Raw genomic sequence first — 21,859 nt, forward strand, 5'->3', positions numbered from 1 at the left:
AAAAAGCTCCCCGACCTGGGGAGCTGTTCAGGGCCGGTGCAGGGTCAGACGGTGCCGAGGAGGCGGCGCACGGCGAAGCGCACGCGGCCCAGGCTGGACACGTCGTCGAACGCGGTCAGGAGCACCTGATTCCCGTGTGGGGTGAGCAGCACTGGACCGCCGTCCACGTCGAGCAGCAGTTCCTGCCACGCCTCGGTGTTCAGGTTGCTCTGCAGACTGCCGATCACGGCGCGGCCGGCCGCCACCAGGGTCAGTTCGGCGGGCACGTCGGTGTCCTTCAGTCCGGCCTTGGCGACGATCTTGCCGTCCAGGCTGACCAGGGCGCTGTGGCGCACGCCGCGCACCTCAAGGAGGCTGTTGATCATGCCTGCTCCTGTCGGGGCAGGTTGATGTCCAGGGCCAGTCGGGCCAGGGTCTGCTGGGCGGTGCGGGTGTCGCTGCCGCGGGTCATGGCGGCCCCGACGGTGTAGGCGCCGGTGGTGACGGCCACGACTTCCACACGTTCGCTGGTGAATGACAGGCGGGTGACGTCTCCGGTGCCCAGGCGGCGGCCGGTGCGGTCCATGCCCTGGCGCAGGGAGACGAGTTCGGCCGCCAAGCCGTCGCCGCCGTCGCCGTGGGATTCGATGGCCAAGCCGTCGGGGCCGACCAGGGCGGCGGCGATCACGCCGGGCAGGGTGCGCAGGGGTTCGAGGATCACAGCAGGGCCTCCAGTTTGCGGGCAGCGTCACGCCCGTACAGGCGGGCCTGACCGAGGTTGCTGCGGCCGTCTATGGCGAGCAGCAGGAAGTACTCGGTCTTGATCGGGTGCAGGTAGACGCTCAGGCGCTCGCCGCGCAGGTACAGTTCGCGCGGGACGCCGCCCTGCAGGGTGTCGGTGTACACGGTGTGCGAGGCGCGGTACAGGCCGGCGTGTTCGGCGACGAGCAGGCTCAGGTCGGCGTCGAGGGTGGCGTGCCCTTCGATCAGCAGGCCGTCGAGGCCCGCGATGGCGGCTGCCCAGGCTCCGTCGACGTCCCGTACCAGTTGTGTGAGTTGATCGAGCATCTGCCCCGCATCATATGCTGCGGGACTGCGGGGCGTGCGGCGGGTCTGACGGTGCGGTGGGGGCGCGAACCCCCCCGTGCCGTGCGGAATTTTTCACGTCCGGGTCAGGCGGTCGCGCAGCGCGGTCAGGTCGGTGTTCGGCAGGCCGTGTGCGGTCAGGTATGCGTCCAGAGTGCCCCAGTGATGGTCGATGTGGGTCAGGGTGTGCCGGATGTCGTCGGCCCGGGTCGGGGCGAACGGGGCGAGTTGCGCCCACTGCTCGGGCGTGCGGCGGGCCTGCATGTCCCGGTAGAAGTCGCGCAGGGCGGGGCCGCTGGCGGTGTAGTCGTCGGCGGTCTGGTCGCGGGTCTGTCCGGCGAGTTCGCTGCACAGGGCGGCGATCAGGCCGGTGCGGTCCTTGCCCGCGTGGCAGTGAATGAGGACCGGGCCGGGTGGGGCGTCGAGGATCGCGCCCAGGACGGTCACGATCTGGTTGGGTGCGTGGTCGAGCATGGCGCTCATGTGGTCGGCGTTGCTGCGGGCGGCGGCGCTGGCTTCGTTGAAGGCGCGGTGGCGCCACGGGAGCAGGGGGAGGTTCAGGTAGGCGGCGTGGCCCAGGTAGGGGGGTGGATCGGCCGCGCGTTCGGTGCGGCTGCGCAGGTCGATGATGCGGCTGAAGTTCAGGGCCTTCAGGTCGCGCCGACCGTCTGGCGTGAGGCGGCTGAGGGTGTCGCTGCGGGACAGGCCGGGAAGACTGCGGCGGAAATTCAGGAGGCCGCCGGGGGGCTGTTCGGAGGTGGTCATGGAGGGGGCAGTCTGGCGGGTTGTCCGCCGGGTCCGGGGTGGCGGGAGTGACGGTGTGGTGCGGGATTTCTGGGGTACAATGCGGTCATTGAGGGAGCCGGTTCTATTACGCCAAGAGCATAATGAGTGTGGTAGAATCAATCCATTCCCGGACTGGCCGGGCCTCGACATTTCAGGCTGACGCGGCGCCACTGCCGGGCCGCAGCAGCCTCACGACTGGAGCCACATGACTGGAATTCACCCCGTTGACATCACCAGTGAAGTCAAGACCAACTTCATCAACTACGCCATGAACGTGATCGTGGACCGCGCGCTGCCCGACGTGCGCGACGGCATGAAACCCGTGCAGCGCCGCATCATGTACGCGATGATGCTCGAGGGCCTGTACTCGAACGTCAAGCACGCCAAGTCCGCGTCCGTGGTGGGCGAGGTCATGAAGAAGTACCACCCGCACGGTGACAGCAGCATCTACGACGCGATGGTCCGCCTGGGCCAGTGGTGGAACATGCGCTACCCGATGGTGCACCCCCAGGGGAACTTCGGGTCCATCGACGGCGATCCGCCCGCCGCGATGCGCTACACCGAGGCGCGCATGACCAAAGTTGCCGAGGAAGTCCTGGCCGACCTGGAAAAGGAAACGGTCGACCTCAAGCCGAACTACGACGAGACGACCGTCGAGCCGTCGGTGCTGCCCAGCGCCGTGCCGAACCTGCTGATCAACGGCGCGTCGGGCATCGCGGTGGGCATGGCGACGAACATCCCGCCGCACAACCTCACCGAGATCTGCAACGGCCTGCTCGCGCTGATCGAGGATCCGGGCATCGGGCTGGACGACATGATGACGCACGTGCAGGGCCCGGACTTCCCCACGGGCGGGCGCATCAGCCGCGCGGGTATCCGGGAGGCGTACTCGACCGGGCACGGCGGCCTGAAGGTGCGCGGCAAGGCCCGCATCGACGAGAAGAACGGCCGCAACCAGATCATCATCAGCGAGATCCCGTATCAGGTGAACAAGACCAACCTGATCCAGACGATCAGCGCGATGTACAAGGCCGGGAAGATCCCGGACATCAGCGCGCTGCGTGACGAGTCCGACCGCAAGGACCCGGTGCGCATCGTGATCGACCTGAAGCGCGGCGCGATCCCCACGCTGGTGCTGAACCAGCTGTACAAGTACACGCAGCTGCAGAGCACGTTCACGATCATCAACCTGAGCATCGTGCACGGCGAGCCGCGCGTGCTGCCCCTGATCGACACCATGCGCTACTTCCTGGATCACCGCCAGGACGTCGTGACCCGACGCACAAAGTACGAGCTGAAGAAGGCGCAGGAACGCGCCCACATCCTCGAAGGTCTCTTGAAGGCGCTGGATCACATCGACGAGGTCATCACGCTGATCCGCGCCAGCAACACGGGCGCCGAGGCGCGCGACTCGCTGATGGCCCGCTTCGGCCTGACGGAAATCCAGGCGCAGGCGATCCTGGACATGCGTCTGCAGCGTCTGGTGGGCCTGGAGCGCGAGAAACTGCAGGGCGAGTACGACGAACTGCAGAAGACCATCGCGTTCCTGCAGTCGATCCTGGGTGACGAGAAGCTGCTGTGGCGCGAGATCAAGAAGGAGATCCGCGCGGTGCGGGACAACTACGGTGACGAGCGCCGCAGCGCGATCACGCTGCTGGAGGAGGACATCACCAAGGAGGACCTGATCGCCGTGGAGGACATGGTCATCACCATGACCAAGGCCGGGTACCTCAAGCGCACGAAGCTGGACGCCTACCGCGCCCAGAGTCGCGGCGGGCGCGGCGCGAGCGGCGGGAAGCTGCGCGAGGAGGACGTGAACACCCGCGTGTTCGTCGGAAGCACGCACGATTACCTGCTGTTCTTCACGGATCAGGGCCGCGTGTTCCACGAGAAGATCTACGACCTGCCGGAGGCGGGCCGTGACGCGAAGGGCACGCACATCCGCAACCTGCTCCCCAGCCTGCGCGAGGAGGAGAACGTCGCCAGCGTGCTGAGCGTGAAGGGCTTCGAGGAGGCCGGGTGCTTCATCTTCGCCACGAAGAACGGCATCGTGAAGAAGACGCTGATCACCGAGTACGGCAACATCACGTCCGCCGGTCTGATCGCGATCAACCTGCAGCCCGGTGACGAGCTGATCGGCGTCGGGATCGTGCAGGACGGCGACCACGTGGTCCTGGCGACCCGCAACGGCAAGGCGATGCGCTTCGAGAGCGGCGAGGTCCGCGAGACGGGCCGCGCGACGCAGGGCGTGATCGGCATCCGCCTGCGCGACGGCGAGGACGACGCGGTGGTCAGTATGGCGCTGGTGCCCGGCAGTGACGTGGACAGCGAACTGCTCGCGGTCAGCGAGTGCGGTCTGGGCAAGCGCACCCCGGTGGGCGACTACCCGGCCAAGGGGCGCGGCGGGATGGGCGTGATCACGCTGGACGTGACCGACAAGACCGGCAAGCTCGTGACCCTGGCCCGCGTGGGTGGCAACGAGGAACTGATGGTCCTGACCGAGAAGGGCACCGTGATCCGCACCCGCGTGGAGGAGGTCCGCGTGACGGGCCGCAACGCGCAGGGCGTGAAGGTGATCAACATCGGGGACAAGGACTGCGTGATCAGCGCCTTCCCGATCCGCCGCGAGGATGAACTGTAACCCCCTGAAGCCGCGTATCCGGGGTGGGCGGTGACGCCTCACCCCGGTTTCTTTCTTCCCGCTGTCTTTATCCGCCGTGCCGTGAGGGCCCGGTGAGGCGTAGCGGCGCACACTGCGGCGGTGGAGGCCGTGCTGGCGCGGGTTCAGGTGGTGGAGCGCGGCAGGGCAATCTGTAACCTAAAGCCAGATTAAAGAAACAAAACTGTTTACAAAAAAGTGAGATTGGGTTACACTGTGAGCACGTCGGGAAAGGGGCCTCACCCCGCCCCCGGCACCAGCGAACCCACCTCACACCCGCCCAAGGAGGCGAAACGAATGATCACCAACACCCGCACTGCCCGGACCTTCGTGGACACCGTGACCTACCGCCCCGGCGCCGTCATCCTCTACCCCGGCAAGAGCGACATGCTCTACCGCGTCTCCACCGGCCTGGTGCGCGTGCACACCATGGACGACGACGGCAACGGCCTGACCCTGCGCTACGTCAAACCCGGCGAGTACTTCGGCGAGGAAGCCCTGGCCGGCGTGAACCGCGCCTACTTCGCCGAGGCCGTCACCGACTCCAGCATCGACGTGATCAACCCCGCCCTGATGAGCGCCGAGGACAACCTGCACGTCACCACCCACCTGGTCCGCACGCTGGAACGCGCGTACGAGAGCATCTACCGCCTCGTCGGCAAGCGCCTGCGCGCCCGCATCGCCGGGGAACTGCTGGAACTCAAGGACACCGCGCTGGCCACTCAGCTCGACAGCGGCGAGACCATGATCTACGCCACGCACGACGAACTGGCCGCCGCCGTCGGCTCGGTCCGCGAGACCGTCACCAAGGTCGTCGGGGAACTGTCCCGCGAAGGCGTGATCAGCGCCGGGTACGGCAAGATCACCCTGAAGAACGAAGCGGCCCTGGCCGACATCGCCGCCGCGTAACGTTCAACCTCACCGCGCCGCCGCCTCCCACCTGGGGGCGGCGGTTTCTCTTGCACCCCCGCCTGTCCAGCCCTGTTTCTGTACATGTGACACCAATCCTGGACGGTTGGCATTCCCAGCGCGCCCCGCGTGTGCATAGACTCGGGCGATGACCCAGACCTACACCCCCCACCGCCCCCTGCGCGTCGCCGTGATCGGCAGCGGCCCCAGCGGCATCTTCGCCACCGAGGCCCTGCTGAAACAGACCGACCTACCCGCCCAGGTGGACGTCTACGACCGCCTCCCCACTCCCTACGGCCTGGTCCGCTACGGCGTCGCGCCCGACCACCTGACGATCAAGAGCGTCACGCGCGGCTTCGAGAAGACCCTCGGGGACCCGCGCGTGCGCTTCCTGGGCAACGTGGAATTCGGCAAGGACCTCACCCACGAGGACGCCCTGGCCCACTACGACGCCGTGCTGTACACCGTCGGGGCCAGCAGCGACCGCCGCCTGGGCATCCCCGGCGAGGACCTGACGGGCAGCATGAGCGCCACCGAGTTCGTCGCGTGGTACAACGGCCACCCGGACGCCGCCGCGCGCGAGATGGTCCTCAGCGCCAGCGGCGTCGCCGTGGTCGGCGTGGGCAACGTCGCGCTGGACGTGAGCCGCATCCTCGTGAAGACCGCGCAGGAACTCCACGAGAGCGACATCGCCGCGCACGCCCTGACCGCGCTGGACGCCAGCCACGTGCAGGACGTGTGGGTGCTGGGCCGCCGCGGCCCCGCGCAGGCCGCCTTCACCACCAAGGAACTGCGCGAATTCGGGGAACTGCACGCCGCCGAACCCGTCGTGAAACCGCAGGAGATCGCGCTGACCGAATCCGAGGAGGCCGCGATCACCGACAACACCAAGAAGAAGAACGTGGAGGTCCTGCGCGACTTCGCCGCCCGCGAAGCCGAGGGCAAGTCGCGGCGCGTACACCTGCGCTTCCTGGTCTCCCCCGTCGAGATCCTCGACGACGGGCAGGGACGCGTGGGCGGCCTGAAGGTCGAACGCAACCGCCTGGACGAGAACGGCAACGCCGTCGGCACCGGCGAGTTCGAGGTGCTGCCCGTGCAGATGGTGCTCCGCTCGGTCGGGTACCGCGGCGTGGCGCTGCCCGGCGTGCCCTTCGACGAGAAACGCGGCGTGATCGCCAACGACGAGGGCCGCGTGGCGGGCCGCGTGGGCGAGTACACCGCAGGGTGGATCAAGCGCGGCCCCAGCGGCGTGGTCGGCACGAACCGCAAGGACGCCACCGACACCGTCGCCCATCTCCTGACCGACGCGAAGGACGGCAGGCTGCCCGGCGCTGCCCACCCCACCCGCGACGCCGTGGATGCCCTGCTGGCCGGGAAGGGTGTGAAGGTCTACTCCTTCCACGACTGGCAGGTGCTCGACGCGCACGAAATCGCCGAGGGGCAGGCGCAGGGCCGCCCCCGCGCGAAAGTCGTGCACCGCGAAGTCATGCTCGGGCACCGCAAGGCCTGACCAGAAGAAGGCGGCGGCCCGCCAGTTCCGGGGGCCGCCTCCTTCCGTGGGGTTTCAGCTGATCAGGCCGGTATGCACGCGGGGCCTGAGGCCCTGCTGCCGGACGAGGGTCCGGACCTCCTGGCAACGGCAGCCCCGGTACGTGCACAGCAGCCCTTCCGGGTCGCGGTTCAGCAGACGCACCGTGCTGTCCACGAGGTCCCGCACGCGGTACAGCCGCAGGGTGCTCTGGCCCACCTGCACGCTGCGGGCGCGGGCGTGCACCTCGGGCGCGAGGTTGTCGAAGTCCGCCGAGCAGTTCGGGAACGCGGTGGGCAGCACCTGACCGTCCAGCGGCACGTACCGCGTCAGCAGCGGCACGCCTGCCAAGTGCTCGCCGTAGTGGACACTGGTGTTACTCCCGAAATCCACGCCCATCAGCAGCGCGAAGCCGTCCAGGTCGTACAGCGCCCCGATGGGCTGGTACGGGCTGCTCAGCGACTGCGCCTCGGTGACGCGGCGCGCCTCCTGGCCCAGCGCGATGAAACTCAGGGTCGGGTGGAAGGAGCGCAGCGCGTCGGCGCGTTCCACGAGTTCCTGCGGCACCCGCCCGATGTCCCGGCTGACCCGCGAATCCCGGTGGAAGCGCGCGTGCGTGGTCGAGGTGGGCCGCGACAGCAGCGTGGAGTACGTGAAGGCCGGGGCGACCACCGTCGCGCTCGCGCGCTCCAGAGCGTCAACGACCGCCCGCGCGCCGCCGTCCAGCTGCCCGAAGGACTTCAGGCTGGCGTGCACGATCAGGTGCTGTGAGCCGTCCAGTCCCAGTGCGCGCAGGCCCTCGTCCAGTTCGGCGGGGGTCACGGCGGGTCGGCGCAGCAGGTTCAGCACGCCCCCAGTCTACTCCGGCAGGCTCCCTGGGCGGGAGGAAAGACGCACAGTCCCTCACCCGCCCGCCGGGCCACCCACAGGGGGGCGGCGCGCAGGTCACCCCACGCGCCGCCCCCATTCAAAACTGGACTTATCCGGATTCCGTCTGTTCCGCAGCTCTCCGAGTCCGCTCGGACTGAACGGTTCTGGCAAACCATTCAGTCGGAGTGCGTTACTTGACGAAGAGCATCTGGCGGTAGGTGGGCAGCGGCCAGTGCTGCTCGGCGACGACCTTTTCCAGCTTGTCCGCGGCCTGGCGCACGGCGGTCATGGCGGGCAGCACCTGGTCGCGCATGTGGTGGGCCTTCTCGTGCACCTCGTCCCCGCCGGTGGCGGTGTTCTGGGCGCTGAGGGCCTGCACGGCGTCGAACAGTTCGTCCGCGGCGGCCTCAACCTCGGCGGCGACACCCCTGACGGCCTTGCTGCTGCCCGCGGCGTGCAATTCACTCAGGTACTTCACGGCGGCGGGGAGGATCATGGTGCGGGCCATGTACTCGGTGGTCTCGCCCTCGATGTTCACCGTCTTGAAGTAGATGTCGTACATGATTTCCTGACGGGCGGCCAGTTCGCGGTCGGACAGCACCTTGAACTTCTCGAACAGCGCGCCGTTCTTCGCGTCGGTCAGGTGGTGCACGGCGTCCAGGGTGGTGCGCAGGTTCAGCAGCTTGCGGCCGTGCTCGGCTTCCTGGTGCCACTCGTCGCTGTAGCCGTCACCGTTGAACACGATGCGCTTGTGGGCGCTGTAGGTGCCCTTGACGATCTCGGCGACGGCTGTGTCCAGCTCGGTTCCGGCGTCGAGTTTGGCCTTCAGCTCCTCGGCGAGGGCGCTCACGGCGTCCGCGACGATGGTATTCAGGACCGTGATCGGGAAGGAGATGCTCTGGCTGCTGCCCGCCGCGCGGAACTCGAACTTGTTCCCCGTGAACGCGAAGGGGCTGGTGCGGTTGCGGTCCCCGGCGTGACGGGGCAGGGGGGGCAGCACGCTGGTGCCCAGGCCCAGCAGGCCGGCCTCGGCGCCGCGTCCACCCTGGCCGCTTTCGAGGCGGTCGAAGATGTCGCTCAGTTCGCTGCCCAGGAAGATGCTGATGATCGCAGGCGGGGCCTCGTTGGCGCCCAGGCGGTGGTCGTTGCTGGCACTGGCGACGCTGATGCGCAGCAGGTCCTGGTGCTCGTCCACGGCCTTGATGACGGCCGAGGTGAAGAACAGGAACTGCAGGTTCTCGTGCGGGGTGTCGCCGGGCTCCAGCAGGTTCTCACCGGCGTTGGTGCTCATGCTCCAGTTGCAGTGCTTGCCCGAGCCGTTCACGCCCGCGAAGGGCTTCTCGTGCAGCAGGGCGACGAGGCCGTACTTGCGGGCGGTGTTGCGCAGCACCTGCATGGTGAGCTGCTGGTGGTCGGCGGCGATGTTGCTGTCCTCGAAGATCGGGGCGATCTCGAACTGGCCGGGCGCGACCTCGTTGTGGCGGGTCTTGACCGGGATGCCCAGCGCGTACAGCTGCTGCTCGGCGTCCGTCATGAAGCTCAGGACACGGTCGGGAATCGCACCGAAGTAGTGGTCCTCGAGTTCCTGGCCGCGGGGGGGCTGCGCGCCGAACAGGGTGCGGCCGGTCATGACGAGGTCGGGGCGGCGGTAGTAGTACTCCTCGGCGATCAGGAAGTACTCCTGCTCGGCGCCCAGGGTGCTGCTCACGCGGGTGCCCTCGCTGGCCCCGAAGAGTTTCAGGGCAGGCGTGACGGCCTTGTTCAGCGCCTCGACGCTGCGCAGCAGGGGCGTCTTGGTGTCCAGCGCCTCGCCGGTCCAGCTGGCGAACGCGGTGGGGATGCACAGGGTCGCGCCGTTGGCGTGACGCATGATGAACGCGGGGCTGCTGGCGTCCCAGGCGGTGTAGCCGCGCGCCTCGAAGGTCGCGCGCAGGCCGCCGGAGGGGAAGGAGCTGGCGTCGGGTTCGGCCTGGATGAGTTCCTTGCCGCTGAACGCCGCGATGGCGCTGCCGTCGCCGTTGGGGGACACGAACGAGTCGTGCTTCTCGGCGGTCGCGCCGGTCAGGGGGTGGAACCAGTGGGTGTAGTGCGTGGCGCCCTTTTCCATCGCCCAAGTCTTCATGGCCAGGGCGACGGTGTCGGCGATGGTCGGGTCAAGGGTCGCGCCGCGTTCCAGGGTCGCCTGGAGGCTCTTGAAGGTGGGTTTGCTCAGGCGGGCCTTGAGCTGCTCCAGGGTCAGGACGTCGCTGGAGTACACGCTGCTGATGATCTGATCGGGCGTGGCGGTGTCCACGGCGTCCGTGCGCCAGTTGCGGGCGGCGGAGATCACGTCGAAGTCATGGTTCATGTCGCTCCCTGTGCGCGGTGGGGTGGGGTCTGTGCGGCGCGCTTGGCATCCCTGATTTCACGCCGCTCCCGGGTGCCCACCGGGCATCCTACACGGGGAGTATATGAGCGGCGCATCAAGGCGGTCAACGAATACTTCTGCACAACATGCCGGAATAACGGGACACTCCGGGACTTGACACCCAGAGTCGTGCAGTTTGTGCATTCACGATCTGCCACACTGAAGCCCGACGCGCAACACTCTGCACCGTCCCCCCGGCAGGGGCCGGAGGTCGTAGCATTTCTGGACGCGCCGCCCAGCGCCCGGAGGTTCCCCAGTCATGTCCCCCCAGTCCACCACGCCCCCCACCCGCGACCAGATCCTGCAGCAGCTGCAGGAAGCGGAAGTCAAGTTCCTGCGCCTCCAGTTCACCGACATCCTCGGCACCACCAAGAACGTCGAGGTGCCCAAAAGTCAGTTCGGCAAGGCCCTGAACGGCGACGTCACCTTCGACGGCAGCGCCGTGGAAGGCTTCACCCGCGTCGAGGAGAGCGACATGCTCCTGCGCCCCGACCTAGGCACCTTCCTGATCTACCCGCAGTTCTCCCGCGAGGAAGGCGAACGCGGCAAGGTCGCCCGCCTCATCTGCGACGTGGCCCTCCCCGACGGCACCCCGTTCGACGGGGACCCCCGGCAGGTCCTCAAGCGGCAGATCGCGCGCGCGCAGGCCATGGGCTTCGAGATGTTCGTCGGAACCGAACCCGAGTTCTTCCTGTTCGAACGCTCCCCCAGCGGCGTCGGCACCACGATCACGCACGACAAGGCCGGGTACTTCGACCTCGCCCCCATCGACAAGGGCGAACGCATCCGCCGCGAGATCACCAACAAACTCGTCGAGATGGGCTTCGAGATCGAAGCCGCCCACCACGAGGTCTCCCCCGGCCAGCACGAGATCGACTTCCGCTACGCCCCCGCGCTGGAAACCGCCGACCGCATCGCCACCTTCAAGTTCGTCGTCAAACGCGTCGCGCTGGAGTACGGCCTGCTCGCCAGCTTCCTGCCCAAACCGCTCCCGGGCGTGAACGGCAGCGGCATGCACTGCCACCTCAGCCTCTTCAAGGGCGGCACGAATGCCTTCGCGGACCCCGGCGGCGAACATGGCCTGTCCCGCACCGCGCAGCAGTTCATCGCGGGCCTCCTCGACCACGCGGGCGCGATGGTCGCCATCACGAACCCCCTCGTGAACAGCTACAAGCGCCTCGTGCCGGGCTTCGAAGCTCCCGTGAACGTCGCCTGGAGCACCAGCAACCGCTCAGCGCTGATCCGCATTCCCGCCAAGCGAGGCAACTCCACCCGCGCCGAAGTGCGCATGCCCGACCCCAGCTGCAACCCGTACCTCGCGCTGGCCGTCATGCTCGCCGCCGGACTGGACGGCATCGAACAGGACATGGAACCCGCCCCCGCCATCCAGCGCAACATCTTCAAGATGACCGTGCGCGAAAAACGCCACCACCGCGTCAAGGAACTCCCCAGCGACCTGCGCGAGGCCGTGGACGAACTGGAAAAAGACGACGTGCTGCGCCGCGCCCTGGGCGAACACGTCCTCGACCACTTCGTGGAAGCCAAACGCGCCGAATGGCGCGAGTACAACGCCACCGTCCACGCCTGGGAACTGGAACGGTACCTCGACCTGATCTGAGAGACCAACCCCTCCCAGCCTCCCCCCTCAAGGGGGAGGAGCAGAGTGGACATCAGGCGACGTCCTTCATCGTGGTCACTGGAAAGCGCAACAGAGAGCCAGGGGCACCCGGTGGCCCCTGCTTGTCTTTTACTGGCGGGTGTCGTCGTTGCCGGTCGTGCCGAAGGTCGTGCCAGTCGCGGGCGTCTGCGTGTCCGCCTGATCCCGCCCGTCGGTAACGTGCGCGGTGCCGGTGTCCGTGTCGGTCATGCCGCTCTCGGAGTTGTCCATGTAGCCGCTGCGGTCACTCATGCCGTTCCCGGCATCCGCAGGTAGGCCGCCCTGTTTCGTGTCGTCGCTCATGCCCCACTCTCCCCCACCACCTGCCGGGCGGGGATGAGCGGGGCGTGCGGGAACCTTGATGCGCGACCCCGGCTCAGGCGATCAGCGGGTGCAGTTCGCCCGTGCTGACGAGGGCCAGCCAGTGCAGCGCGCGGCTGGCGGACACGTACAGCAGGCGGCGTTCGTACTCGGTGCTCTCGTCGTACGTGTCGGCGTTCGCGCTGGCGACGATCGCGGCGCTGAACTCCAGGCCCTTGGCGAGGTTCACGGGCAGGATCACCAGGCCGCCCCGGAAGCGGTGCTCCTGCGTGGTGATGGGCTGCGCGTCCGTGTCGAACTCGCGCAGGGCTTCGGCCATGCGGTCGGCGTCCACGCCGCGCCGGGTGACGATGGCGATGTTGGTGTGCCCGGCGTCCTGCGCGTCCTTCACGGCCCGCGCGATCAGTGGGAGTTCCCCGTCCGGCCCGGCGGGCGCGGTGTACCGTTGAACCTCTGCCCCGTCGCGGTCGACGCCCTGCACGGCGGCGGCGCGGTTGTACGTCGCGGCGATCCGCGCGCCCAGTTCCGTGATCTGCCGCGTGGACCGGTACGTGCGGCCCAGCGTCAGCACCTGCGCGCCCGGCAGTTGCGCCTGCACGGCCTCCCAGGAGCTGGGGCCCTTGTAGCCGTGCATGCCCTGGTTCATGTCGCCCAGCGCCGTGATGTGTCCGGGGCGGGTGGCGCGGCCCAGCAGCGCGTACAGCAGCGGCGAGTAGTCCTGCGCCTCGTCCAGCACGACGTGATCGAAGGGTTCCAGCGTGCGCCCGTCCAGTCGCCCGATGCCGCCCGTGAACGCCTGCACGGCCAGCATCAGGGGCAGTTCGGTGACGTCCGCGTGCGCGCGGCGGGGCGTGGGAATCCCGCTGAGGGGATCGGTGCCCAGCAGCGCGATCTCCCGCTCGGTCAGCAGGCCGCTCGCGGCGAGTTCCGCCGGGCTGCCCAGCAGACGCCGCGCCTCCGTGATGGGCGTGGTCGTGGCGAAGATGCGACCCAGCAGGTTCGTCAGCGGGGACGACAGCTGGCGGCGCACGCTGGCCTCCTCGTCCTCTGGGACGTTCAGGGTGGACAGCGCCAGCGCCTCGATCGCGCGGCGCATCCCGGCCCGGTACCCGTCCAGGGGATCGGCGGCGAACACGTCGCGCAGCAGGCCCGCTAGGGCCGCCTCGTCCAGCGTGAACACCTGATCCTCCCGGCCGCGCAGCGCCACGGTTTCGCGCAGGCCCTGCCCGGCCAACGCCGCGTTAAAGCGGTTCCAGAGGTGCGTGCGGACCACGTCCAGCATCCGCGCGTCGCCCAGCAGTTTCGCCTTGCGCCATGCCAGCGCCCGGCGGGTGTTGTCCCGGTCGGTCAGCAGCAGGCTGAGGGTGCGGTCCGTGACCTCCAGCTTCTCCAGGCCCAGCAGCCCCACCGCCCAGGTTTCCGGCGTCGTGACGACCACACGTTCGATGCCCAGTTCCGGCAGGATGCGCGCTGCATACGTCGCCAGCACCCGGTTCGGCATGAGGACCATGCACGCCTCGGGCCGCGCCCGGTGCGCCCCCCGGTCCGCGTTCGTCATCCACGCCAGCCGGTGGAAGCCGATGGTCGTCTTCCCGGACCCCGCCGCGCCCTGAATGATCACCGGGACGCCCGCCGGGTGCCGCATCGCGTCGTTCTGCTCCGGCTGGAGCGTCTCGACCACGTCCCGCATCCCGGCGGTGCTGCCCTCCTGCAGGCGGCGCAGCAGCACCTCCTCGCGCCCACCCGTGTCCCCGCCCTGCTCGTCGTCGTACAGGTCGGTGACGCGCAGCAGCGTCTTCTGACTCACGTCCAGCTGCCGCCGCCGCCGGATCACGCCCGCACTGCCGCGCCGGGGCGTCCAGCCGAGCGCCTGCGAGTAGAACAGACTGCCCACCTCGCTGTCCCAGCTGACCACCGTGTGCGGGCCCTTCACGTCCCGGAAGCCGTGCTTCCCGATGTACAGCGTCTGCTCACGCCCCGCCACGCGCACCTTCAGGCTGCCGAAGTACGGCTGATGTACGTGCGGCGAGAGCATCGCCGCGAACTCCTCGGCCTGATCGCCCAGGATGATGCTCGTCTCCAGGTCCGCGCCCATCTGCCGGTCGCGGTCCTCCCAGAACTCGATCTGACGGATCATGGCCGCCACTGTTCCCGCCAGGTGATCTTTTTCCAGTTCAAAATCCGGGTGGGTTTCCGGACGCAATTCCGCAACAGGCATAACGCACAGGATACGACGTTCCGGCATGCTCGGCACGAGCAGACATAGGTTCGAGAGGACGACGACCTGCTGGAACCGTGCGTCGGGGGCACCTCGAGACGCCTCCACGCGACTCGTCACACCGACACTGCCGCTGAACTGCGACTGAACGCAGCGCGTGCCTCACCACAGCAGGGCGAGGCACGCGAATCCCCCGTCCAGCGTGACGGGGGTACGGGTTACTTGTTGACGTTCAGGAGCAGTTTCACGTCGGCGTCCTGCTTGCCGGTCGTGAACGTCACCGACGCCAGGTCCACTCCGGTCTCGGCGTCAACCGCCGCCGCTACCTTGTACAGCACCTGGAACTGCTCGTTGTAGCGGACGTTCACGCTTCCCATCGAGACGGTCGTCTTGTTGACCTTGCGCATGATCGTGACCTTCGTCGGCGTGATAGTCACGCCCTTGGGCGCGTCGAAGGACTTGAGCGTCAGCCAGTTCGCTGGGCGGGAGACGTCCGGCACGGTGGGGTTCGACGCCGAGGCGCCCGAGTAGTTGAAGGTCAGTTGGTCGAAGTAGGCGTCGAAGGCATCGTCCTCGCCGAGGAGCGCGCGGGGGTAGGTGTACTGCACGTAGACAGTCTGCCCCGGGGCGAGGCGGGTGACCGATTCTGGCGAGGACTGCACCAGCGGGGCGTAATCGGTGGTGCCGGGCTGCACGGCGGTGCAGGCGGTCAGGGTGGTCAGGAGGGCGGCGATCAGGGCGATGGTGCGCATACCGGCGGAGGCTAGCAGGCTTCACGGTTCTTGCCTGCCTCACATGAAGCACACCCCCAGTTTATGAAGCCTTAACCTGAGCGGATGTTTCGACACGTTCTGACCGCCGCGCTTCTCTTCTGCTCGACCGCCTCCGCCGAGGTCACCCTGGGCCTGAGTGCCGCTGCAGGGCCGGGCGTCGCGCAGGGCGGCGCGCACGTCTCATACCGGTCCGACTGGCGGGGCGGCGGGGCGTGGCGCGGCACCCTGGGCCTGGAGGCGTGGGCGCCCACCACGCTCACCCCGTGGGTCCGTGCGGACGTGACGTACCTGCGCGCCCTGCCGGGCAACCAGCACGCGGGCATCGGCGTGGGCAGCGGCGTCCTGTTGTCGGGCGAGGGCACGGCCGGAGGCGTTCCCCTGTTCGTGTACAGTCCGCTGCTCGGCGCGAACGTGCACGGCGTGTACGGCGTCCACGTGAGCGGCGTGCGCGTGGACGTGCCACTGCGCTGACGCACCGAATGTCTGCGCCGCCCTTGACCCTCTCCCCCGCCGTGTTCCACACTGTGGCTCAGGTGTCGATCCGCAGGAGTACCGCGCGCAGCCACCAGTGAGCGAGCCCGTGACGGTGAGAGTCGGGCGGTGAGGCGGCGCGGGAAGGGCAGCGGGGAGCCCAACACAGACAAAAGTGCCAGTCGGCCGGGGATTCCGGGGCTGGAACTGGGGTGGAACCGCGCGTGTCCTCATGCGTCCCCAGACGAGCGAGTGCCGGGAACTGGCCGCCGTCTGGGGCTTTTTTCCGTCGCCTGCCCGAAAGGAGCACGTGATGCCTGCAACCTCGATGGAAGAACTCGTCAGCCTGTGTAAACGCCGGGGCTTTATTTTCCAGGGCTCGGAAATCTACGGGGGCCTTCAGGGCTTCTACGATTACGGCCCGCTGGGCGTGGAACTCAAGAACAACATCAAGGCCGCGTGGTGGCGCACGAACGTGTACGAGCGCGACGACATGGAAGGCCTGGACGCCAGCATCATCATGCACCGACAGGTGCTGCGCCACAGCGGGCACGAAGCGACCTTCAGCGACCCGATGGTGGACAACAAGAAGAACAACAAACGCTACCGTCTCGATCACCTCGTAAAGGACCAGAAGGCGGACGTGATCGCCAAGGTGGCCGAGGCGATGGGCCAGAGTGCCGAGAACTTCCCGGCGGTCGTGGCGGCGCTGAACGCGAACCCCGCGCAGGCGAGCGAGGCGCTGCGCGCGGCGGGCGTGCGCGACCCGTTCAGCGGCGAGGTGGGCGAGTGGACCGAGCCGAAGCCCTTCAACATGATGTTCAAGACGACCATCGGCCCGGTCGCGGACGACGAGAGCTACGGCTACCTGCGTCCCGAGACCGCGCAGGGTATCTTCACGAACTTCAAGAACGTCGTGGACAGCACCAGCCGCCGCCTGCCGTTCGGCATCGCGCAGATCGGCAAGGCGTTCCGCAACGAGATCACGCCCCGTAACTTCATCTTCCGCGTGCGTGAACTGGAGCAGATGGAGATCGAGTTCTTCTGCGCGCCCGGCACCGACGAGGAGTGGCACGAGCACTGGCTGGAGAAGCGCCTGAGCTGGTGGGAGGCGCAGGGCGTGCCGCGCAGCAAGATCGAGATCCTGGACGTGCCGAAGGAAGATCTGGCGCACTACTCGAAGCGCACGTACGACCTGATGTACGACTACCCCACCCTCGGGCACGAGGAGATCGAGGGCATCGCGAACCGCAGCGACTACGACCTCGGGTCGCACACGAAGAACCAATCGGAACTGGGCCTCGTGGCGCGGGTGGAGGAGAACCTCGACTCCATCGCCAAGCTGACCATCCCCCACCCCGAGACGAACAAGCCGGTCGTGCCGTTCGTGATCGAACCGTCCGCCGGGGTGGACCGCGCCATGCTGGCCGTCCTGAGCGAGGCGTTCACGAAGGAGACGCTGGAGAACGGCAACGAACGCATCGTGCTGAAACTGAAGCCGCACCTCGCGCCCATCAAGGTGGCCGTGATTCCGCTGGCGCGCAACAAGGCCGAACTGGTCGATCTGGCCCGCAGCATCAAGAACGACCTGCAAAAACTCGGGCTGGGCCGCATCCTGCTGGAGGACAGCGGGAACATCGGCAAGGCGTACCGCCGCCACGACGAGGTCGGCACGCCCTACTGCGTCACCGTGGACTTCGACACCGTCGGCAAGGGCGAGGACGCCAGCCTGACCGACACCGTCACCATCCGCGACCGCGACACGCTGGCGCAGGAACGCGTGAAGATCAGCGACCTCAGCGCGTACCTGCAGGCAAAACTGCGGTGAGCGTCCCCGCCGACCACCTCGTGCCGTACCTGAGCGCCGTGGAACTGGCGGTGCTGGGCGTGTACGCTGTCCACCCGGACCTGACGGACGCGATGGTGGACAGCGCCTACGAGGAACTGATGCGCCGATACCGCGCCGAGGCCACGAACCACCCCTTCACACCGGGGAAACTGGACGGCCTGCGCGCCGAGGTGCACGACGCGGCGCTGCGCGGCCTGACGCTGCGCCTGTCACAACCCGGCGATCATCCGGAGGCGGAAGAACTGCGTCTCGCAGTGGGTCGCCTGCGCAGCAGCGTCAAGACCTGGACGCGCGCCGGTGGGCGCCAGGGCTACTTGCACTTCCTGGAGCGGGAGATCGGCGATCTGAGCGTCGACGACGAGGAGTAACGTCGGCATGGGAGAGGGGGGACGCGCCACTGGCCGTCCCCCTCTCTCCTGTCTGCCTGGGGTCAGTGCTGGTGGTCGCCCATCCCGCCGGGTGCGGGCAACGGTTGCGCCCCCCGGTCCTTCAGCAGGCGAGTCATCAGGGTGATCTCGGCGCTCTGCGCGGCCTGGATCTGCCGGGCGAGGGCCTGTACCTCGGGCCGCACGCCGCGTTCCAGCGCGGGGGACACCATGGCCAGGGCGCCCTGGTGGTGGCGGGTCATGAGTTGCAGGAAGGTCACCTCGGCCTGAGCTTCCCGCTGGGTGCTGATCGTCGCCACCTCGGCCTGGGTGGCCATGCCCATCATGCGGGCGTGCTCGGCGGTCATGCCGTCCCCGGCCCAGGGGCGACCCCAGAGGGTCAGCCAGCCGCGCATCTGCCCGATCTGCTCCTGCTGGCTCAGCATGATGTCCAGCGCCAGCGTCCTGAGTTCCGTATCTGTGGTGGTGTCGCGGATGCGGGTGGCCATGTCGATCGCCTGGGTGTGGTGCTGAATCATCTCGCGTACGAAGCGCACCTCGCGGCTGTCCTCGGCGGGCATGATCAACCGGGGCACGAGCAGGAACGCGGCGGCTACGGCGGCGAGCAGGACGGCAATGAACGGGAGGGCGCGGCGCAGGTTCACGCCCGCGAGTATAGGGGCGCGTTCATGAGGCCCAGTGCTCTCCATGCGGCCCGCTACACTGCCCCGGATGACTGGGGAGCGGTGGCGGAACGTGACGGGCGGCGTGGCGGTGGGTGCGGGACTGGCCGTGCTGGCCGCGTTCCTGGGCGAGGTCCGCGCCCCGGCGGGGCTGCTGCTGGGCCTGATCGTGGCGGGCGGGGTGGCCGGGGCGTTCCGGCCCAGCTGGGTGGCCCTGCGGGTCGGGGCGGGCGCGCTGGCGGTGCTGATCGCCGCCTGCCTCGTGACGCCCGTGCTGCGCGGGCCGCTGGCGTCCCTGACCCTGCGCGAACCCCCGGTGAAGGCGGACGCCATCGTGGCGCTCGGGGCGGGCGTTCACTGCGGCAGCCGCGAACTGGAAGCCAGCGCCGTGGCCCGGCTGACCGGCGCGCTGGCCCTGTGGCGCGCCGGGTACGCGCCGGTCGTGACGGTGTCGGAGCAGTCGGGCCTGATCGGGCCGCACGACTGCCCGAAGATGAGCGTGCTGGAGACCGAACTGACCCGCGCGCTGTACGGCCCGGGCGGCCCCACCCTGGTCACGCTGCGCAGCGTCACCACCACCCGCGACGAGGCCGCCCGCGTCCGCGACCTGGCCCGGGCGCGCGGCTGGACACGGGTGCTGCTCGTGACCTCGCCCAGTCACTCGCGCCGCGCCGCCGCACTGTTCCGCGCGCAGGGCGTTCCCGTGATCAGCGTGCCCACCCAGGAGTGGCGCTTCGATCAGGCCCTCACGCAGCCCAGTGACCGCCTGGTTGCCCTGCGCGTCCTGCTGTACGAGGGTCTGTCGCGCGTGAAGGCGGCGCTGGGCGGCACGCCGGAACGCTGAGGCCTCAGCGCACACTTGCCCGCCCCGTGTTCCCGTACACTGCGCGGTTGTGAGTGAGCGTGTGACGGTGATCGGTGGGGGTCTGGCGGGGTCGGAAGCGGCGCTGGCGGCGGCACGGCTGGGCGTGCGGGTGCGCCTGCATGAGATGCGGCCGGTGAAGATGACCCCGGCGCACCGCAGTGGGAATTTCGCGGAGCTGGTGTGCAGCAACTCGCTGGGTGGCGAGGGCGAGTTGCAGAGCAAGGGTCTGCTGCAGGCCGAGCTGCGGAGTGTGGGCGGCGCGATCGTGGGCGCGGCGGACGCCTCCAAACTGCCCGCCGGGAATGCACTGGCCGTGGAGCGGGACGAGTTCAGTGCGCGGGTGACGGCGGCGGTCCGTGAGCATCCGCTGATCGAGGTCGTGGAGGGCGAGGTGGAGGCCGTGCCGGACGGGATCGTGGTGATCGCGTCGGGGCCGCTGACGTCGGACGCGCTGGCGGCGGACGTGGCACGCCTGACCGGCAGTGAGCGCCTGAGCTTCTACGACGCGGCCGCGCCGGTGATCGCGTTCGACAGCATCGACATGGACGTGGCGTGGCGCGCGGGGCGGTACGAGCAGAGCGCGGATTACATCAACTGCCCGTTCACGAAGGACGAGTACCTGGCGTTCTTCGAGGCGCTGGAGCAGGCGCGCAGTCACACGCCGCACGACTGGGAGAAACTGGAGTTCTTCGAGGGTTGCATGCCGATCGAGGAGATCGCCCGCCGCGGGATCGACACGCCCCGCTTCGGGCCGATGTCCCCCAAGGGCCTGGACGATCCGAAGACGGGGCGCTGGCCGTACGCGGTCGCGCAGCTGCGCCAGGAGGATCGCGAGGGCCGCATGTGGTCCCTGGTGGGCTTCCAGACGGGTCTGAAGTGGGGGGATCAGAAGGCGGTCGTGAACCTGATTCCGGGCCTGGAGGGCGCGGAGATCGTCCGGTACGGCGTGATGCACCGCAACACGTACCTGAACGCCCCGCTGGTGCTGGAGTCCACGCTGCAACTGAAGGCCGACCCGACGAAGCTGGTCGCGGGTGTCCTGGCGGGCACCGAGGGGTACCTGGAGTCCGCCGCGACCGGCTGGCTGGCGGGGACGAACGCGGCGCGCCTCGCGCTGGGCCTCCCGCCCCTGACGCCACCTGCGGAAAGCATGCTGGGCGGCCTGACCCGTTATCTGGCCAGTGCGAACCCGAAGGGCTTCCAGCCGATGAACGTGAACTGGGCGCTCGTGCCGGAACTGCCCGCCGAGATCAACGAGAAGACCGGCAAGCCCCGCAAGCTCGGCAAGCGCGAGAAACGCCCAGTGATGTTCCGCCGGGGCCTGAACGCGTTCATGGCGTGGGCGCAGGCGGAGGCGGGCCTGACGGTCACGCCGCCCCCGGTGCGGGGGCCGGAGACCGTCGGCAGCTGACCGGCGCGGCCTGATGGCAGACCTGACGGCTTCCACCGGCGGCACGCAGTCACAGCAGCGCGGACTCTGACTCGACCAGCCCTGAAAGAGGTTTTCAGGGAGACTGAGAAAACCCCTCAGTCTCCCTGAAACAAGCAGCGCGAGGACCCGCCGCCCTCTGTACCGGACATCTTGCCTTCAAGCCGCGCCTGGCGCGTGAAATGGCGTGCTCAGCAGCCTGATCAGTGCGGGTAACTCGGGGAGATTCCACCGCAGGGCATGGCACAGCCGCTCCGCGCCGTACCGCACGAGGCTCATGGCCGGGCGGCCATGAGCCTTCACCTTGACCGGAACCTGCGCCTGGAGCCACACGCCCACCCGGAGGCAGCTGATCCAGGCCAGGACGACCAGCCCGAACAGACGTTCCAGCCGGTCCGGGCGGGTGATGCCGGTCCGCTCCAAATCGAACCCGCGGACCTTGAGGCTCGCGAACGTGCACTCCACCGACCAGCGAGCCCGGTACAGCACGCAGGTGTCCCACACGCTGAAATCCGTGGCCACGACCTGCATCACCTCACCGTAGACGTACGCCTTTTCAGCCATGCACCGGACTTCCCCAACCTTCAGATCACCGAACCACGCGTCCACGCGCAGCTCGTCGACCACAGCGTTCTTTCGGATGCGGATGGCCCGTTTGATGCCCTTACGCCTCAGGAAGCGGAATCACTCCCCACCGATGAACTCCCGGTCAGCGACCAGGCCCTTCCAGCGGCCCGCTGGAAGGGCCTTCAGGAGTCGTGAGACCAATTGGATGCGCCGGACCGTGCCGCTGTTGCCGTCGTGATCGAGAGCGGTCCAGACGAGCGGCACCGTGTACCCGTGCAACACGACGCCGAGGACCAAGAGGTTCAGGGGCGCCTCGCCACGCTCCCAGGTCGTCCGGTCCATGCTGAGCAGAAGTTTCCCAGGGGGCAGCAAGGCCAGCAGGAAGGCCAGGAACACCGGTCCGGTCAGCTGGGGATCCCGGCACCCTCGTTCCACCC

At 68.5% G+C, this 21,859-nt stretch carries 20 protein-coding genes and 1 pseudogene; 9 read left to right on the forward strand and 12 right to left on the reverse strand.

Translation table 11 applies throughout. From position 1 onward, the window contains the following. Positions 1 to 44 precede the first annotated feature (44 nt). From IEY69_RS06540 to IEY69_RS06555, 4 genes are all read right to left on the reverse strand, one after another. Positions 45 to 365: a roadblock/LC7 domain-containing protein gene (locus tag IEY69_RS06540; RefSeq protein ID WP_189072251.1), complete on the reverse strand. Its 321-nt coding sequence runs from the start codon at positions 363 to 365 to the stop codon at positions 45 to 47. Further along, a complete protein-coding gene (locus IEY69_RS06545; protein WP_189072252.1) occupies positions 362 to 700 on the reverse strand; it encodes a roadblock/LC7 domain-containing protein in 339 nt (112 codons plus the stop codon). The genes IEY69_RS06540 and IEY69_RS06545 overlap by 4 nt, the downstream gene beginning before the upstream one ends. After that, positions 697 to 1,047 carry a roadblock/LC7 domain-containing protein gene (locus tag IEY69_RS06550; RefSeq protein WP_189072253.1) on the reverse strand — a complete coding sequence of 117 codons (351 nt, stop codon included), beginning with the start codon at positions 1,045 to 1,047 and terminating at the stop codon, positions 697 to 699. The genes IEY69_RS06545 and IEY69_RS06550 overlap by 4 nt, the downstream gene beginning before the upstream one ends. 93 nt (positions 1,048 to 1,140) lie before the next feature. Beyond that, positions 1,141 to 1,830 (reverse strand): tyrosine-protein phosphatase, encoded by a 690-nt coding sequence (locus tag IEY69_RS06555; RefSeq protein ID WP_189072254.1) that lies wholly within the window; start codon positions 1,828 to 1,830, stop codon positions 1,141 to 1,143. Between the two features lie 226 nt (positions 1,831 to 2,056). Here IEY69_RS06555 and gyrA point away from each other — a divergent pair, with 226 nt between their 5' ends. The 3 genes from gyrA to IEY69_RS06570 all read left to right on the forward strand — a co-directional run bounded on the left by gyrA (position 2,057) and on the right by IEY69_RS06570 (position 6,929). Next, positions 2,057 to 4,492, forward strand: a complete 2,436-nt coding sequence (gene gyrA, locus IEY69_RS06560; RefSeq protein WP_189072255.1) for a DNA gyrase subunit A — start codon at positions 2,057 to 2,059, stop codon at positions 4,490 to 4,492. 315 nt (positions 4,493 to 4,807) lie between these two features. Further along, positions 4,808 to 5,419 (forward strand): helix-turn-helix domain-containing protein, encoded by a 612-nt coding sequence (locus IEY69_RS06565; protein ID WP_189072256.1) that lies wholly within the window; start codon positions 4,808 to 4,810, stop codon positions 5,417 to 5,419. A gap of 148 nt (positions 5,420 to 5,567) precedes the next feature. Beyond that, positions 5,568 to 6,929: an FAD-dependent oxidoreductase gene (locus tag IEY69_RS06570; RefSeq protein WP_189072257.1), complete on the forward strand. Its 1,362-nt coding sequence runs from the start codon at positions 5,568 to 5,570 to the stop codon at positions 6,927 to 6,929. 54 nt (positions 6,930 to 6,983) lie between these two features. On the opposite strand, the gene IEY69_RS06575 is transcribed toward IEY69_RS06570, so the two are convergent. Both IEY69_RS06575 and IEY69_RS06580 read right to left on the reverse strand, forming a co-directional pair. Continuing rightward, entirely contained in the window at positions 6,984 to 7,796 is an 813-nt protein-coding gene (locus IEY69_RS06575) for an AAC(3) family N-acetyltransferase (protein WP_189072258.1), read from the reverse strand. Between the two features lie 211 nt (positions 7,797 to 8,007). Then, positions 8,008 to 10,164, reverse strand: coding sequence for a glutamine synthetase III family protein (locus IEY69_RS06580; protein WP_189072259.1), 2,157 nt, complete (start codon positions 10,162 to 10,164; stop codon positions 8,008 to 8,010). Between the two features lie 319 nt (positions 10,165 to 10,483). Here IEY69_RS06580 and glnA point away from each other — a divergent pair, with 319 nt between their 5' ends. Further along, positions 10,484 to 11,842: a type I glutamate--ammonia ligase gene (glnA, locus tag IEY69_RS06585; protein WP_189072260.1), complete on the forward strand. Its 1,359-nt coding sequence runs from the start codon at positions 10,484 to 10,486 to the stop codon at positions 11,840 to 11,842. Between the two features lie 129 nt (positions 11,843 to 11,971). Here the strand turns inward: glnA and IEY69_RS06590 are convergent, their stop codons facing one another. The 3 genes from IEY69_RS06590 to IEY69_RS06600 form a co-directional block, all read right to left on the reverse strand. Further along, positions 11,972 to 12,184: a hypothetical protein gene (locus IEY69_RS06590; RefSeq protein WP_189072261.1), complete on the reverse strand. Its 213-nt coding sequence runs from the start codon at positions 12,182 to 12,184 to the stop codon at positions 11,972 to 11,974. 73 nt (positions 12,185 to 12,257) lie between these two features. Next, positions 12,258 to 14,420 (reverse strand): HelD family protein, encoded by a 2,163-nt coding sequence (locus IEY69_RS06595; RefSeq protein WP_308425445.1) that lies wholly within the window; start codon positions 14,418 to 14,420, stop codon positions 12,258 to 12,260. Positions 14,421 to 14,638: 218 nt separating this feature from the next. Continuing rightward, the gene (locus tag IEY69_RS06600) at positions 14,639 to 15,172 is read right to left on the reverse strand and encodes a hypothetical protein (RefSeq protein ID WP_189072262.1); all 534 of its coding nucleotides are present in this window, start codon (positions 15,170 to 15,172) and stop codon (positions 14,639 to 14,641) included. Positions 15,173 to 15,256: 84 nt separating this feature from the next. Between IEY69_RS06600 and IEY69_RS06605 the strand changes: the two genes are divergently transcribed. The 3 genes from IEY69_RS06605 (at position 15,257) to IEY69_RS06615 (ending at position 17,881) form a co-directional block, all read left to right on the forward strand. After that, complete coding sequence (locus tag IEY69_RS06605) at positions 15,257 to 15,664, forward strand: hypothetical protein (RefSeq protein ID WP_189072263.1); 408 nt, start codon at positions 15,257 to 15,259, stop codon at positions 15,662 to 15,664. Between the two features lie 313 nt (positions 15,665 to 15,977). Further along, positions 15,978 to 17,492 carry a glycine--tRNA ligase gene (locus IEY69_RS06610; RefSeq protein ID WP_189072264.1) on the forward strand — a complete coding sequence of 505 codons (1,515 nt, stop codon included), beginning with the start codon at positions 15,978 to 15,980 and terminating at the stop codon, positions 17,490 to 17,492. Further along, complete coding sequence (locus IEY69_RS06615; protein WP_189072265.1) at positions 17,489 to 17,881, forward strand: hypothetical protein; 393 nt, start codon at positions 17,489 to 17,491, stop codon at positions 17,879 to 17,881. The genes IEY69_RS06610 and IEY69_RS06615 overlap by 4 nt, the downstream gene beginning before the upstream one ends. 62 nt (positions 17,882 to 17,943) lie before the next feature. Here the strand turns inward: IEY69_RS06615 and IEY69_RS06620 are convergent, their stop codons facing one another. Next, positions 17,944 to 18,543, reverse strand: a complete 600-nt coding sequence (locus IEY69_RS06620) for a DUF305 domain-containing protein (RefSeq protein WP_229783682.1) — start codon at positions 18,541 to 18,543, stop codon at positions 17,944 to 17,946. Positions 18,544 to 18,610: 67 nt separating this feature from the next. Between IEY69_RS06620 and IEY69_RS06625 the strand changes: the two genes are divergently transcribed. Both IEY69_RS06625 and trmFO read left to right on the forward strand, forming a co-directional pair. Further along, entirely contained in the window at positions 18,611 to 19,405 is a 795-nt protein-coding gene (locus tag IEY69_RS06625; protein WP_189072267.1) for a YdcF family protein, read from the forward strand. 49 nt (positions 19,406 to 19,454) lie between these two features. Next, positions 19,455 to 20,837 (forward strand): methylenetetrahydrofolate--tRNA-(uracil(54)-C(5))-methyltransferase (FADH(2)-oxidizing) TrmFO, encoded by a 1,383-nt coding sequence (gene trmFO / locus IEY69_RS06630; RefSeq protein ID WP_268243850.1) that lies wholly within the window; start codon positions 19,455 to 19,457, stop codon positions 20,835 to 20,837. Between the two features lie 177 nt (positions 20,838 to 21,014). Here trmFO and IEY69_RS22090 read toward each other — a convergent pair whose 3' ends face one another. Next, positions 21,015 to 21,530: a transposase gene (locus IEY69_RS22090; RefSeq protein WP_373291001.1), complete on the reverse strand. Its 516-nt coding sequence runs from the start codon at positions 21,528 to 21,530 to the stop codon at positions 21,015 to 21,017. Between the two features lie 9 nt (positions 21,531 to 21,539). Then, a pseudogene (locus IEY69_RS22095) lies at positions 21,540 to 21,859 on the reverse strand (IS4 family transposase); the annotation flags it as partial.

Source organism: Deinococcus sedimenti, assembly GCF_014648135.1.
GTDB lineage: Bacteria > Deinococcota > Deinococci > Deinococcales > Deinococcaceae > Deinococcus > Deinococcus sedimenti.

Coding starts and splice junctions, on each gene's coding strand:
- IEY69_RS06610 (WP_189072264.1), top strand. CDS start 15,978: ATGCCTGCAACCTCGATGGAAGAACTCGTCAGCCTGTGTAAACGCCGG.
- gyrA (WP_189072255.1), top strand. CDS start 2,057: ATGACTGGAATTCACCCCGTTGACATCACCAGTGAAGTCAAGACCAAC.
- IEY69_RS06540 (WP_189072251.1), bottom strand. CDS start 365: ATGATCAACAGCCTCCTTGAGGTGCGCGGCGTGCGCCACAGCGCCCTG.
- IEY69_RS06555 (WP_189072254.1), bottom strand. CDS start 1,830: ATGACCACCTCCGAACAGCCCCCCGGCGGCCTCCTGAATTTCCGCCGC.
- IEY69_RS06580 (WP_189072259.1), bottom strand. CDS start 10,164: ATGAACCATGACTTCGACGTGATCTCCGCCGCCCGCAACTGGCGCACG.
- IEY69_RS06570 (WP_189072257.1), top strand. CDS start 5,568: ATGACCCAGACCTACACCCCCCACCGCCCCCTGCGCGTCGCCGTGATC.
- IEY69_RS06565 (WP_189072256.1), top strand. CDS start 4,808: ATGATCACCAACACCCGCACTGCCCGGACCTTCGTGGACACCGTGACC.
- glnA (WP_189072260.1), top strand. CDS start 10,484: ATGTCCCCCCAGTCCACCACGCCCCCCACCCGCGACCAGATCCTGCAG.
- IEY69_RS06550 (WP_189072253.1), bottom strand. CDS start 1,047: ATGCTCGATCAACTCACACAACTGGTACGGGACGTCGACGGAGCCTGG.
- IEY69_RS06605 (WP_189072263.1), top strand. CDS start 15,257: ATGTTTCGACACGTTCTGACCGCCGCGCTTCTCTTCTGCTCGACCGCC.
- IEY69_RS06600 (WP_189072262.1), bottom strand. CDS start 15,172: ATGCGCACCATCGCCCTGATCGCCGCCCTCCTGACCACCCTGACCGCC.
- IEY69_RS06625 (WP_189072267.1), top strand. CDS start 18,611: ATGACTGGGGAGCGGTGGCGGAACGTGACGGGCGGCGTGGCGGTGGGT.
- IEY69_RS06590 (WP_189072261.1), bottom strand. CDS start 12,184: ATGAGCGACGACACGAAACAGGGCGGCCTACCTGCGGATGCCGGGAAC.
- IEY69_RS06595 (WP_308425445.1), bottom strand. CDS start 14,420: ATGCCTGTTGCGGAATTGCGTCCGGAAACCCACCCGGATTTTGAACTG.